Raw genomic sequence first — 12126 nt, 5'->3', positions numbered from 1 at the left:
AGGGCTGCGTCCAGAGCGGATGGGTTATTCGGCGGCCCAAGAATGGAACTCTTGAATGTTGCTCATAGGGTAAGTTTTGCTGACTTTACCCTTCAATATGCCGTTCCAGCGTGCGAGGTGCTCTTCCTCGCTGTCATTGCTAAATTCGACCACGCGAATTGAAGCCTCTGGCGCATATGATGCCAACAGATCATTTAGATGATTATCCCTACCTCCATATCCCATCAAGACAATGTTAGTCGCTGACGGTAAAATGAGCCGCAACTTTTCCCAATAAGTCTTAAGAATTTCGGAACTTTGGATAATAGCCGGCTTGTAATTTACGTTCGTGAGCACGAGGTGGATGCTAGCGGTTCCGTCGTAATCTTCTTGGGCAATCTTATTTTGGTGATCCCGTCTTGTTAGCTTTCGCGGCTCGCCGTTTGCGTCGTTGATGAACAGCGGGGTGCCGTGCAATTGAAGATACCAGCCGCCCCCAAACATGTTCTGCCGTCTTTCAGCCTGGCTAAAGTTGAAGCTACCACCTGCTCCAAACCCGTCCCGAAGGCGTCTTCTCCCAGTAAATACTTCTGTATCATTGAAGGCATCGTACAGAAGGTCGTCATAGTTCAGCGTCGCGACTGTCGCGGTGTTTCGTATTAGGAAATTATTTAAATGACTTACAAACGAGGTGTTCAAATTCAAACTAACGGACTCACCTCGGCCCCGAGTATTGCGGTTCAGGAAGTAGCAGGCTGTTTGATGCACGAATTTCCGAATTGCGGTTGGAAAAGCTCTGCCGTTATCGGTTAGCCAATTATCTCCACTTTCGGGGAACTGATCTTCGATTTGTCGGATCATGTCGCAGGCGGAAACTACCTGTTGTAATTTGCGCAATTCGTCTTCACCTTCAGGTACAGTGTCGAATGAACTTTCTTGATCAATTAAGGCGTCGCGGTCTTGTAAGCAGGCGGAAATCAACTTTTTCTGCGGCTCGCTTACCAAGCCAGAGTTCCACGCCGCCTCTAAGCCTTTCTCAAGAAGAAAAAAATCATTTGAGATAGAACGTCCTAGCCCATTTCCGAATATGAGAAGTGATGACATATGAAAACCTCCGCAAATCAATGCGGAGGTTTGTGGCATGGTTCGTAAAACCCGTAAAGCTTAGCGGGTGAACTTCTTGTATTTCACGCGCTTGGGCTCGACGGCATCGGGGCCGAGGCGGCGGATCTTGTCCTGCTCGTAATCCTCGAAATTGCCCTCGAAGAATTCGACATGGCCCTCGCCCTCGAAGGCAAGGATATGCGTGCACAGGCGGTCAAGGAAGAAGCGGTCGTGCGAGATGATCACGGCAGACCCCGCGAAATCCTCGATGGCCGCTTCCAGCGCTTGCAGCGTTTCCACGTCAAGGTCGTTGGTCGGTTCGTCGAGCAGCAGCACGTTGCCGCCCGATTTCAAGAGCTTGGCCATGTGGACGCGGTTGCGTTCCCCACCCGACAACAGGCCCACTTTCTTCTGCTGGTCGGCGCCCTTGAAGTTGAAGGCCCCGCAATAGGCGCGCGATGCGATCTGCGCGTCGCCCAGCACGATCATCTCTGCGCCTTCCGAGATCTCTTCCCAGACGTTCTTGTTGGGGTCGAGCGCGTCTCGCGACTGGTCGACATAGGACAGTTTCACCGTCTCACCGACCTTGATCGTGCCCGCATCGGGGGTCTCGTTGCCGGTCAGCATCTTGATCAGCGTGGATTTCCCCGCGCCGTTCGGACCGATGACGCCCATGATGCCGCCCGGCGGCAGCGAGAAGGACAGGTTCTCGATCAGAAGCTTGTCGCCCATGGCTTTGTTCAGGCCCTCGACCTCGAAGACCTTGCCGCCCAGACGCGGGCCGTTCGGGATGACGATCTGCGCCTTGCCCACACGGTCCTTGACGCCCTCATCGGCCATCTTCTCATAGGCGGCGATCCGCGCCTTGGATTTGGCCTGACGGGCCTTGGCACCGGCACGGATCCATTCGAGTTCTTTCTCAAGAACCTTCTGCTTGGCCTTGTCCTCGCGGGCTTCCTGTTCCATGCGCTTGGCTTTCTGTTCCAGCCAGCTGGAATAGTTGCCTTCCCACGGAATACCGCGACCGCGCTCCAGTTCGAGGATCCACGAGGTGATATCGTCCAGGAAGTAACGGTCGTGGGTCACACAAAGGATGGTGCCTTTGTATTCGATCAGGTGCTTTTGCAGCCAAGCGATGGTTTCGGCATCAAGGTGGTTGGTCGGTTCGTCCAGAAGCAGCATGTCGGGCGCTTCAAGCAGCAGCTTGCACAGCGCGACACGGCGACGCTCACCGCCCGAGAGAGTGGCCACATTGGCATCATCGGGCGGGCAGCGCAGGGCTTCCAGCGCGATATCCACCTGACTGTCGATATCCCACAGGTTCTCGGCGTCGATCTCGTCTTGCAGGCGCGCCATTTCGTCGGCGGTCTCGTCGGAATAGTTCATCGCCAGCTCGTTATAGCGCTCGAGCTTGGCGGTTTTGGCGGCGACGCCTTCCATCACGTTCTCGCGCACGGTCTTGGTGTCGTCGAGTTCGGGCTCCTGCGCGAGATAGCCGACCTTGGCGCCTTTGGCGGCCCAGGCCTCGCCCTGGAAGTCCTTATCCATGCCCGCCATGATCTTCAAAAGCGTGGATTTACCGGCGCCGTTCACGCCGACAACCCCGATTTTCACGCCGGGCAGGAAGTTGAGACGGATGTTTTCAAAGCATTTCTTGCCACCGGGATAGGTCTTCGAGACACCATCCATATGGTAGACGAATTGGTAGGACGCCATGCGAATTCCCTTTGTTTCGAGGCAGGATTGGCGCCCCTTCTAGTCGGAATCGGCTCTTTATAAAAGAGGGCAAGCGCATTGAGTTAGTAAGCTTGCTTATATCTGTCAATGTGCATTTATACACATTAGCATGCTAACTAACTGCCTTTTATTCGGATAATAAACCTACATATTTGTTTCATACAACGAACGAGACCCCGGCTGGCTCAGCTACCGACCGAGATCTCTAGGAAAACTGGAGAAATGAAATGAAACTTACGAAATTTGCCGCCGCCGCAATCCTTGGTCTGACCGCTTCTGCAACTGTTGCCGCCGCTGCGCCGCTGAACTACCCGATGCTGGCACGCAATGGTGTCGACGTGACGCAATATAGCGATGCGGAAGCCCGCCAGATCAACACCGCCCTGCGCGACGGGGATGTCTCGACGGCGCGGTACTATATCAACCATGAGGATCGGGCGGTGGAACATACGGCCGACGTCAATCCGGGTACGGCACAACTGGCCGCACAGCTTGGCCTGAATCCGGGCAACTATACCACGGCCGAGCTCGAGAAAGTCAGCACCTCGCTGCGCAATGACAACATGGAAGCTGTGGCTTTCGTCGTGAAACATGAAGATCGTGCGGTGCCCGGTGCCAAAGGTGTCGTCACGCCTGGCAAAGCCCAGATTGCGGCCCAGCTTGGCGTGAACCCCGCCGACTATACCGATGCCCAGCTTGATAAAATGCTGATGGATCACGTTGGTAGCGGCAATGACGGGATGATCACCGCTAAATATATCAACAAATAATCTCTGCGATCTCCGTTGATCACAGGCTGGCCCGCCGCAAGCGGGCCAGTTTTTTTCTAAGATGAAGAAACACGCGGTTTTCACACGCCCTTGCCAGTTAAATGGCCCAAATATGGAGGCGCGCAGAAAGTCTGTGCTGCGCCGCACATATCTTCTAAGCAAGCTTTTGTTTCTTTTCGCTGCTGCGCAGAATATATCAATTTCATGACGGATCGAACCGATTGGTTCACCTTGGATCCATGTTTAAAAAGATTACGCTATGAAACGAATAGTCCTCTCCCTCTGTTTGGCCCTTTCGGGCGTGACTTTTGGCGCGTCCATGTCTGTGGCACAGGATGCGGCGCGCAATGCAAAAATCGCCGAGATTTTGCGCGCGAATGGGATGGAATTCGTGACAACCGATCTGAAGACGCTGAAATTTGCCGAGGACACCCCTGTGGTACAGCAAGACCAGCCAGCGCCCGCTGCGGCGCAAGACTCCGACGGAAATTCGTGACCTTCCGGCCCGCCTTGACAGAAGGCTTGGGGCCAAAGGCAAAAATGCTTTAAATTCCCGTGGCCTGTGGCATATCAAAGGATATGTCCCAACCGATAGGCCATTGACCATGATCGAGTTCCTGCGCGCCCTTTACGAGGGCGAGACCGACCGCGCGCATCGTTTTCGCTACGGGCTTCTGGCATTTGATATCGTGACGGTCGTGTTTGTCGTGGTCACGTCGTTTGTTCCGCATGATGTGGTGATTACGGTGATTGATGCGGTGATCGGTCTGGCGATCGTGGCCGATTTTCTGGCGCGTCTGCTGATCGTGTCGCGCCGGTTCCGGTTCTGGTTCCAGCCCGCCACCTTGGCCGACCTTATCGCGATGGTTTCGTTTCTCCTGCCGTTGGCAGGCGAGGGGCTGGGCTTTCTGCGGGTCTTGCGGACGCTGCGCTTGCTGCATGCCTATCAGACGCTATCCCGCCTGCGTCAGGACTGGCCGTTTTTCCGCAAGCATCAGGATGTGCTTCTGGCGGCGATCAATCTGGCGGTGTTCCTGTTCGTAATGACGGGGCTGATCTATGTCACGCAGGAAGGCGTGAACGACCAGATCAACAATTACGCCGACGCGCTCTATTTTACCGTCACCACGCTGACCACGACCGGATTTGGCGATATCACCCCCAAGGGCGAATGGGGGCGGATGATCTCGGTCGCGATCATGATCTTTGGCGTGACGCTGTTCTTGCGGCTGGCGCAGGTGCTGTTCCGGCCCACCAAGGTGCGTTACGAATGCAAGACCTGCGGGCTAAGCCTGCATGATGCCGATGCCGTGCATTGCAAACATTGCGGAGCAACGGTGCATATCGACACCGAAGGGCAGCTTTAAACCAGCCGCCCCCAGAGGTCGTAATCCGAGGCCTCATCCACCTCGACAGTGACCATATCGCCCACGCTGAGGGTTTCGAAACCCTCGTCGATGAACAGGTTGCCGTCGATTTCCGGTGCATCGGCGCGGGTGCGGCAAGTGGCGCCTTCCTCGTCGATCTCGTCCACGATGACCTGTTGCAGCGAACCAACCTTGGCCTGAAGCTTGGCCTCGGAGATCTGCTGCGCCTTCTCCATGAAGCGGTTCCAGCGGTCCTGTTTGACCTCGGGGTCCACGTGGTCGGGCAGGTCGTTCGAGCGCGCGCCATCCACATTTTCATACTGGAAGCAGCCGACGCGGTCGAGTTTGGCCTCATCCATCCAGTCCAGCAGATATTGGAATTCCTCTTCCGTCTCGCCGGGATAGCCCACGATGAAGGTGGATCGCAGGACGATCTCGGGGCAATCCGCCCGCCAAGCGGCGATCTCATCCAGCGTCTTGGCCGAAGCCGCGGGCCGCGCCATGCGTTTGAGCACATCGGGATGCGCATGCTGGAAGGGGATATCCAGATAGGGCAGGGCCAGACCTTCCGCCATCAGCGGGATCAGGTCGCGCACATGCGGATAGGGGTAGACATAATGCAGCCGCAGCCACGCTTCGGCCTCTTTCACCATCTTGCCCATCTCGCGGGTCAGATCGGTGATATGGGCGCGCACCTCGCCGCCTTTCCAAGGGGAAAGGTCATGCTTGCGGTCCAGACCATAGGCCGAGGTATCCTGAGAGATCATCAGGATCTCGCGCACACCGGCTTCCAAGAGCTTCTCGGTCTCGCGCAGGATCGCATGCGCCGGACGCGAGGCCAGTTTGCCCCGCATATCGGGGATGATGCAGAATTTGCACTTGTGGTTACAGCCTTCCGAGATCTTCAGATAGCTGTAATGGCGCGGCGTCAGTTTCACGCCCTGTGCCGGTAGCAGGTCCACAAAGGGGTCGGGCGCGGGCGGCACCGCGCCATGCACGGCATCCAGAACCTGCTCGAATTGCTGCGGGCCGGTCACCGCCAGCACCTTGGGATGCACGCCGGTGATATAGTCGGGCTCGGCACCCAGACAGCCGGTGACAATCACCTTGCCGTTTTCCTTCAGCGCCTCGCCAATCGCCTCAAGGCTTTCGGCCTTGGCGCTGTCCAAAAAGCCGCAGGTATTCACGATCACCGCCTCGGCGCCCGTATAGTCGGGGCTGATCGCATAGCCTTCGGCGCGCAGGCGGGTCAGGATGCGCTCGCTATCCACCAGAGCCTTGGGGCAGCCAAGGCTGACCATGCCGATCTTCGGCTGACCCTCGCGGACGGGTTCGTCCACACGGATGCGGGGCGCAAGGTCGGGGCGCAGGTTCGGAGGGTTCTGGCTCATGTCGCTTCCCATGCATAAGGTGGCTAAGGCGAAGGGCGAGCCAAGGCCCGCCCTTTTCAGGTGCAGATACTCCCTCAAGGGGGCATGCTGCAAGTCATTTGCCCGAATGCTGGTTTATTTGCCCAAGCAGTAGCGCATCACGGCCTTCTGCGCATGCAGGCGGTTCTCGGCCTCGTCAAAGATCACCGAATGCGGGCCATCCATGATCTCGCTGGTGGCTTCGTCATTACGATGCGCGGGCAGGCAATGCATGAAGAGCGCATCGGGGTTGGCGTGTTTCATCAGCTCGGCGTTGACCTGATAGGGGCGCAGCTGGTTATGGCGACGCTCCTTGGCCGATTCGGGGTCATGCATCGACACCCAAGTATCGGTGACAATCAGATCGGCCCCTTCGACGGCCTTCACCGGATCGCGCTCGATCTCGCATTTCACGCCCATATTGCGCGCGAAATCGATCCATTCGCGCTCGGGGTCGAGGGGCTGCGGGCCGGTAAAGGTGAAATCGAAGCCGAACTGCCCTGCCGCATGCATGAAAGAGGCGCAGACATTGTTGCCATCGCCCGACCAGACCACTTTCTTGCCCTTGATCGGGCCGCGATGTTCCTCGAAGGTCATGATATCGGCCATGATCTGGCAGGGGTGGGTGCGGTTGGTCAGGCCGTTGATCACCGGAACGCTGGCATATTCCGCCATCTCCAGAAGGGTCTCTTCCTCGAAGGTGCGGATCATGATCAGGTCGACATAGCGCGACAGCACACGGGCGGTATCGGCAATCGTCTCGCCGTGACCAAGCTGCATATCGGACCCCGACAGCACCATCGTCTGCCCGCCCATCTGGCGCACGCCCACATCAAAGCTGACGCGGGTACGGGTCGAGGGCTTCTCGAAGATCAGCGCAACCATATGACCGTCCAGCGGTTTTTCCGCATCGGGGGTGCCTTTGGGCTGGCCCTTGCGCGCATCCTTCATGGCGCGCGCCTGATCGATCATGGCCCGTAGGTCGGCCTGCGAGGTGGTATGGATATCAAGGAAATGGTTCATCGGTCTTGCTTTCTGTCTCCCGAAAGGTTCGGGCTTTCGGGTCAGTTAGTCTTGGCCTCAAGGCTCTGGACTTCAAGGCTCTGGGCGGCTTTATCAAGGCGGGTCACTGCCTCGGCCAGATCCTCTTCGGAAATGTTCAGCGCGGGCAGCAGGCGCAGGACGTTATCGGCGGCAGGCACGGTCAGCAGGTGCTGCGCATAGGCCGCCTGCACCACATCACCGCATGGCACCTTGCATTTCAGGCCCAGCATCAGGCCCATGCCGCGCACCTCCTCGAAGACCTCGGGATGGGTGGCCACAAGACCTTCCAGCTTCTGCCGCATGAAGCCCGCCTTGGCATTGACCGCATCTAGGAAGGCCGGATCATTGACGATCTCGATGACTTTCGCGCCGATCGCACAGCCCAGCGGGTTGCCGCCATAGGTGGAGCCATGCGTGCCCGCAACCATGCCCGATGCCGCCTCTTCGGTGGCCAGCACGCCGCCCAGCGGGAAGCCGCCGCCAATGCCCTTGGCCATCATCATGATGTCCGGCGTCACCCCCGACCATTCATGCGCGAAGAGCTTGCCGGTACGGGCGACACCGCATTGCACCTCGTCAAAGATCAAGAGGATGCCGGTCTCGTCACACAGCGCGCGCAGCGCCTTCATCTCGGCTTCGGGCAGCGGGCGGATGCCACCTTCGCCCTGCACGGGCTCGATCCAGATGGCGGCGGTCTTGTCGGTGATGGTGGATTTCAGAAGATCCATATCGCCCCAGGCGATCTGGTGGAAACCGGGCAGCAGAGGCCCAAAGCCCTTCACCATCTTCTCGGCATGGGGCACAGCCGAAATCGCACCGGTCGAGCGACCGTGGAAGGCGCCATCGAAGGTGATGATCTCGGTCCGGTCCACGCCTTTCGAATACCAGTATTTCCGCGCCATCTTGATGGCGAGCTCTGCGGCCTCGGTGCCCGAATTGGTGAAGAAAACCGTATCGGCAAAGGTGTTCTCGACCAGCATATCCGCCAGCTTCTGCTGCAGCGGGATCTGGTAGAGGTTCGACACATGCCACAGCTTCTGCGCCTGATCGGTCAGCGCCTCGACCAGTTCGGGGGCGGCATGGCCCAGCACATTCACCGCGATACCGGCGCCCATATCCAGATATCGGCTGCCATCCTCCGTCTCGAGCCAGCTTCCCGACCCGCGGGTAAAGGCCAGCGGTGCGCGGTTATAGGTGGGCAGGACGGACGGTATCATGGCATGAACTCCATAAGGGAAGGCCCATTTGGTGCGACGAACCCCGCAGGGTGTCAATGTCTCGGGCCGGACTGATGCTGTTTTAGGAAGGGATGTGGCAATTGGCCACGTCTGATCACCCGCCGCAGGGCGGATCGGCGCGCATTAGCGACGTCGGATAGGCGAAATATGGTCAAAGCCCGTAATCATGCTGCATTCCTTAGCCGCCGGCCCGTATGTTGTAAATCGGATTCGCACGCTTTCTGCCGCGCTGGCCCGAAGGCGCGCGCCCTTCAGGCTTTCAGACGGAAACCGATGCGGAACCAGTACCATGCCAAGCCCAGAACGATCACGAGCCACAGCGCGATCACTCCCAGCCCCTGCACCGGCGAGGCATCCGACGTGCCGATAAAGCCGTAGCGGGCCCCGTCGATCAGGAAAAAGACCGGATTCCAATGCGAGAGCGCCTGAAAGAACGGGGGCAGGGCCTCGACCGAATAGAAAGTGCCCGACAGGAAGGACAGCGGTGTGATCACGAAATTGGTGAAGGCCGCCATCTGGTCGAATTTATTGGCCATGATGGCAGCCAGCATCCCCAGACCGCCCATCAGCATCGCGCCCAGAATCACGAAGGCCAGCGCCCAGAGCGGATGGGCGATGCCCTGTCCGATGGTCACAAACAGCCCCGCCGCAATCACGACCGCCACCAGAAGCGAGCGGCCGATGGCTCCGGCCAGATAGCCCATCAACAGCTCCCACGGGGCCAGTGGGGGCATCAGCGTATCGATGATATTGCCCTGCACCTTGGCGACCACGATGGAAGACGAGGTATTGGCAAAGGCGTTCTGGATTACGGTCATCATCAGAATGCCGGGGGCGAGGAATTCCAGAAACGGCACGCCCATCATATCGGCACGCCCTTTGCCGAAGGCCAGCGCGAAGACCACCAGAAACAGCCCTGCGGTGATCAGCGGCGCCAGCACGGTCTGTTGCCATACGGCCAGAAAACGGCGGTTCTCGCGCCAGCCGAGGCTATAGAGGCCCAGCCAGTTCACCCGGCCAAAGCGCCGTATTCCCATCTCGCGATTTGCGTGTCTGTCCATCAGTCGTCTCGTTTCCCGCTTGGTCCGGTTCCGGCGGAGCTCGGGGCCGCCAGAGCGCGTGGTCTGTGCCTCTCTACCTAGTGGGCGCAACGCAATCGGGCAACTAAGGCACAGTGCGTCCGAACTCTGCACAAGAACACAGCTTCTCGTGCTCAGACATCTTGAAAAGCAGGGCATGGCGGGGTAAATCCATAGCTCTTGATATTCCGGAGCCGGAAATCCCGTGGGAAGCTATGGGCCCGTCCGGACCGGAACAGTGAAAGGAAACCCATGTCCTGGACCGATGAACGCGTCGAAATTCTGAAAAAGATGTGGTCCGAGGGCCAGTCTGCCAGCCAGATCGCAAAGGAACTGGGTGGGGTGACCCGTAATGCCGTCATCGGCAAAGTGCACCGTCTGGGTCTGTCCAACCGGACCGCAACCACCGCCGAGGCCGCAGCGCCCGCCGCAGCGCCCAAGCCTGCGGCCGAGGCCAAGCCCGTGGTCGAGCCCAAACCCGCGCCCGCTGCGCCGCGTGCAGAGCCGAAAGCCGCGCCCGCCAGTGCGGCCGTGCGTCCGGCTCCTGCGCCGAAACCCGCCGCTGCCAAGCCCGAGCCGGTCGAGACGACAGAAGTGGCCGAGGCCGCACCGGCGCCCATGCGCCGTCAGATCATTCCCGCAGGCCAGCCGCTGCCGCCGCAGCCTTCGGCCAACGAGATCAGCCCCGAGGCACTGGCCCGTGTGGGCGAGATCGAGAAACACGCCAAGAAGCTCACCCTGATGGAGCTGACCGAGCGCACCTGCAAATGGCCGATCGGGGATCCTGCTACGGATGATTTCTGGTTCTGTGGCCTGCCGACCCAATCGGGCAAACCCTATTGCGAGGCGCATGTCGGCGTTGCCTTCCAGCCGATGAGCTCGCGCCGCGACCGTCGCCGGTAACGCCCGCGCCGTTCTCCGGCACACCGTTGGAATAGCCAAAAACCCGCAGCCGGATGGTTGCGGGTTTTTCGGTTTCGGGCATCCGGCTCGGGCTTTTGTCGCGGGCGTCCGGCTTTGGGCCCCGTTGGGACGCTCGGCCTTCGGGCCGGATCGGTGGACGGCTGATCAGTGGGCGGTTGCCGCACCGACCGTGCCGCCAACCACAGCCCCTGCAGGCCCTGCCACAAGCGCGCCGCCAAGGCCGCCGGTTGCGGCCCGCTCGGTCGCGTTATGGCCGCAGGCTGCCAGCAGGGCGAGAACAGCAAGAGCGGGGGTCAGTTTCACGAGTTTCATCGAAATCTCCTGTTTCCTAATTCAGGAGTATGACGCCCGAAGCCCCGAAAAGTTCCCCCGCCTCTGTTACATATTGCGCACCGTCTCGATCATCAGTGCCACATTCTCGGGATCGGCATCGGGGGTGATCCCGTGACCGAGGTTGAAGATATGCGGCCCCTTGCGGAAGGCCTCGACCACGCGGCGGGTCTCCTCGACCAGTGCCTGCCCGCCTGTGACCATATGTCGCGAGGCCAGATTGCCCTGCACACAGCCCGACACCTGCACATGCTCGGCGGCCCATTCGGGGGTCACCGAATTGTCGATGGCCACACAATCCGCGCCGGTTTTCTGGTGGAAGCCGATATAGCCATCGCCCGCCTCGCGCGGGAAGGCGATCACCGGCAGACCGGGGAAGCGGGCCTTCATTTCCTTGGTGATACGGGCGGCCGGCTTGACGGCGAAATCCTCGAAATCCTGCCCTTTCAGCGAGCCGGCCCAGCTATCGAAGAGTTTCACGACCTCGGCACCGGCTTCCACCTGTTTCGAAAGATATTCGATGGTCGCATCGCTCAGCAGGTCGATCAAGGCGCTGAATGTCGCGCGATCTTCGTCTTTCAGCTTATGCGCGGGGCCTTGGTCGGGCGTGCCACGACCGGCCACCATATAGGTCGCCACCGTCCAGGGCGCACCGGCAAAGCCGATCAGCGTGGTCTCTTCCGGCAGGCTTTCGGACAGAATCCGCACCGTCTCGTAGACCGGAGAAAGCACCTCGTGGATGTCGTCACGGGTCTTCAGCCCGCGCAGCCCCTCTGCCGAGGTGATGGTGGACAGCCGCGGGCCTTCGCCCGTGACAAACCACAGATCCGCCCCAAGGGCTTGCGGCAGAAGAAGAATATCGGCGAACAGGATCGCTGCATCAAAGCCGTAGCGGCGGATCGGCTGCAGCGTGACCTCGGCGGCCAGTTCGGGGTTGTAGCACAGCGACAGGAAGTCGCCCGCCTTGGCCCGCGTGGCGCGATATTCCGGCAGGTAACGTCCGGCTTGCCGCATCATCCAGATCGGGGGCGTGGGCAGGCGTTCGCCGCGTAGGGCGCGCAGGATCGTTTTGTCGGCCATCTGGGTACTCTCCTTGGGTTGGTCTCTCTAGAACAAGGCGGGGCCCGTGCTGTCAAGCTTTCCCG

General features: G+C 59.5%; 12 protein-coding genes. 4 read left to right on the top strand and 8 right to left on the bottom strand.

What is annotated here, in order from left to right:
• Nucleotides 1-24: 24 nt before the first annotated feature.
• Together RPE78_RS04535 and ettA are read right to left on the bottom strand one after the other, a co-directional pair.
• Nucleotides 25-1083: an SIR2 family protein gene (locus RPE78_RS04535; protein ID WP_406721341.1), complete on the bottom strand. Its 1059-nt coding sequence runs from the start codon at nt 1081-1083 to the stop codon at nt 25-27.
• A gap of 60 nt (nt 1084-1143) precedes the next feature.
• Nucleotides 1144-2799 (bottom strand): energy-dependent translational throttle protein EttA, encoded by a 1656-nt coding sequence (ettA, locus tag RPE78_RS04530; RefSeq protein WP_339108311.1) that lies wholly within the window; start codon nt 2797-2799, stop codon nt 1144-1146.
• Nucleotides 2800-3047: 248 nt separating this feature from the next.
• On the opposite strand from ettA, the gene RPE78_RS04525 reads away from it, so the two are divergent.
• The 3 genes from RPE78_RS04525 (at nt 3048) to RPE78_RS04515 (ending at nt 4957) form a co-directional block, all read left to right on the top strand.
• A complete protein-coding gene (locus RPE78_RS04525; protein WP_406721340.1) occupies nt 3048-3590 on the top strand; it encodes a hypothetical protein in 543 nt (180 codons plus the stop codon).
• A gap of 259 nt (nt 3591-3849) precedes the next feature.
• Nucleotides 3850-4086 (top strand): hypothetical protein, encoded by a 237-nt coding sequence (locus tag RPE78_RS04520; protein ID WP_406721339.1) that lies wholly within the window; start codon nt 3850-3852, stop codon nt 4084-4086.
• A 109-nt stretch (nt 4087-4195) separates the two neighbouring features.
• Nucleotides 4196-4957, top strand: a complete 762-nt coding sequence (locus RPE78_RS04515; RefSeq protein WP_339109444.1) for a potassium channel family protein — start codon at nt 4196-4198, stop codon at nt 4955-4957.
• Here the strand turns inward: RPE78_RS04515 and rimO are convergent.
• The 4 genes from rimO to RPE78_RS04495 form a co-directional block, all read right to left on the bottom strand.
• Nucleotides 4954-6348, bottom strand: a complete 1395-nt coding sequence (rimO, locus tag RPE78_RS04510; protein ID WP_406721338.1) for a 30S ribosomal protein S12 methylthiotransferase RimO — start codon at nt 6346-6348, stop codon at nt 4954-4956. The two genes, RPE78_RS04515 and rimO, sit on opposite strands and share 4 nt — an antisense overlap.
• 114 nt (nt 6349-6462) lie before the next feature.
• Complete coding sequence (gene argF / locus RPE78_RS04505; RefSeq protein ID WP_406721337.1) at nt 6463-7389, bottom strand: ornithine carbamoyltransferase; 927 nt, start codon at nt 7387-7389, stop codon at nt 6463-6465.
• Nucleotides 7390-7430: 41 nt separating this feature from the next.
• Nucleotides 7431-8627 carry an aspartate aminotransferase family protein gene (locus tag RPE78_RS04500; RefSeq protein ID WP_406721336.1) on the bottom strand — a complete coding sequence of 399 codons (1197 nt, stop codon included), beginning with the start codon at nt 8625-8627 and terminating at the stop codon, nt 7431-7433.
• A gap of 272 nt (nt 8628-8899) precedes the next feature.
• Nucleotides 8900-9709: an ABC transporter permease gene (locus tag RPE78_RS04495; protein WP_339108305.1), complete on the bottom strand. Its 810-nt coding sequence runs from the start codon at nt 9707-9709 to the stop codon at nt 8900-8902.
• A 270-nt stretch (nt 9710-9979) separates the two neighbouring features.
• Between RPE78_RS04495 and RPE78_RS04490 the strand changes: the two genes are divergently transcribed.
• Nucleotides 9980-10630, top strand: a complete 651-nt coding sequence (locus tag RPE78_RS04490) for a GcrA family cell cycle regulator (protein ID WP_406721335.1) — start codon at nt 9980-9982, stop codon at nt 10628-10630.
• A 165-nt stretch (nt 10631-10795) separates the two neighbouring features.
• Here the strand turns inward: RPE78_RS04490 and RPE78_RS04485 are convergent, their stop codons facing one another.
• Together RPE78_RS04485 and hemE are read right to left on the bottom strand one after the other, a co-directional pair.
• Nucleotides 10796-10963, bottom strand: a complete 168-nt coding sequence (locus tag RPE78_RS04485) for a hypothetical protein (protein ID WP_339108303.1) — start codon at nt 10961-10963, stop codon at nt 10796-10798.
• A gap of 66 nt (nt 10964-11029) precedes the next feature.
• On the bottom strand, nt 11030-12061 hold the full coding sequence (gene hemE, locus RPE78_RS04480; RefSeq protein WP_339108302.1) for a uroporphyrinogen decarboxylase: 1032 nt from the start codon (nt 12059-12061) through the stop codon (nt 11030-11032).
• Nucleotides 12062-12126 lie beyond the last annotated feature (65 nt).

It is taken from the genome of Thioclava litoralis, assembly GCF_045278885.1.
In the GTDB taxonomy this organism is placed as follows: Bacteria; Pseudomonadota; Alphaproteobacteria; order Rhodobacterales; family Rhodobacteraceae; genus Thioclava; species Thioclava litoralis.
The sequence above is the reverse complement of the archived record's forward strand: the minus strand, read 5'-3'. Positions and strand labels throughout refer to the sequence as shown.

What these genes read in the sequence shown, in the direction of transcription:
- RPE78_RS04535 (WP_406721341.1), bottom strand. Translation starts at nt 1,083, where the DNA reads ATGTCATCACTTCTCATATTCGGAAATGGGCTAGGACGTTCTATCTCA.
- ettA (WP_339108311.1), bottom strand. Translation starts at nt 2,799, where the DNA reads ATGGCGTCCTACCAATTCGTCTACCATATGGATGGTGTCTCGAAGACC.
- RPE78_RS04525 (WP_406721340.1), top strand. Translation starts at nt 3,048, where the DNA reads ATGAAACTTACGAAATTTGCCGCCGCCGCAATCCTTGGTCTGACCGCT.
- RPE78_RS04520 (WP_406721339.1), top strand. Translation starts at nt 3,850, where the DNA reads ATGAAACGAATAGTCCTCTCCCTCTGTTTGGCCCTTTCGGGCGTGACT.
- RPE78_RS04515 (WP_339109444.1), top strand. Translation starts at nt 4,196, where the DNA reads ATGATCGAGTTCCTGCGCGCCCTTTACGAGGGCGAGACCGACCGCGCG.
- rimO (WP_406721338.1), bottom strand. Translation starts at nt 6,348, where the DNA reads ATGAGCCAGAACCCTCCGAACCTGCGCCCCGACCTTGCGCCCCGCATC.
- argF (WP_406721337.1), bottom strand. Translation starts at nt 7,389, where the DNA reads ATGAACCATTTCCTTGATATCCATACCACCTCGCAGGCCGACCTACGG.
- RPE78_RS04500 (WP_406721336.1), bottom strand. Translation starts at nt 8,627, where the DNA reads ATGATACCGTCCGTCCTGCCCACCTATAACCGCGCACCGCTGGCCTTT.
- RPE78_RS04495 (WP_339108305.1), bottom strand. Translation starts at nt 9,709, where the DNA reads ATGGACAGACACGCAAATCGCGAGATGGGAATACGGCGCTTTGGCCGG.
- RPE78_RS04490 (WP_406721335.1), top strand. Translation starts at nt 9,980, where the DNA reads ATGTCCTGGACCGATGAACGCGTCGAAATTCTGAAAAAGATGTGGTCC.
- RPE78_RS04485 (WP_339108303.1), bottom strand. Translation starts at nt 10,963, where the DNA reads ATGAAACTCGTGAAACTGACCCCCGCTCTTGCTGTTCTCGCCCTGCTG.
- hemE (WP_339108302.1), bottom strand. Translation starts at nt 12,061, where the DNA reads ATGGCCGACAAAACGATCCTGCGCGCCCTACGCGGCGAACGCCTGCCC.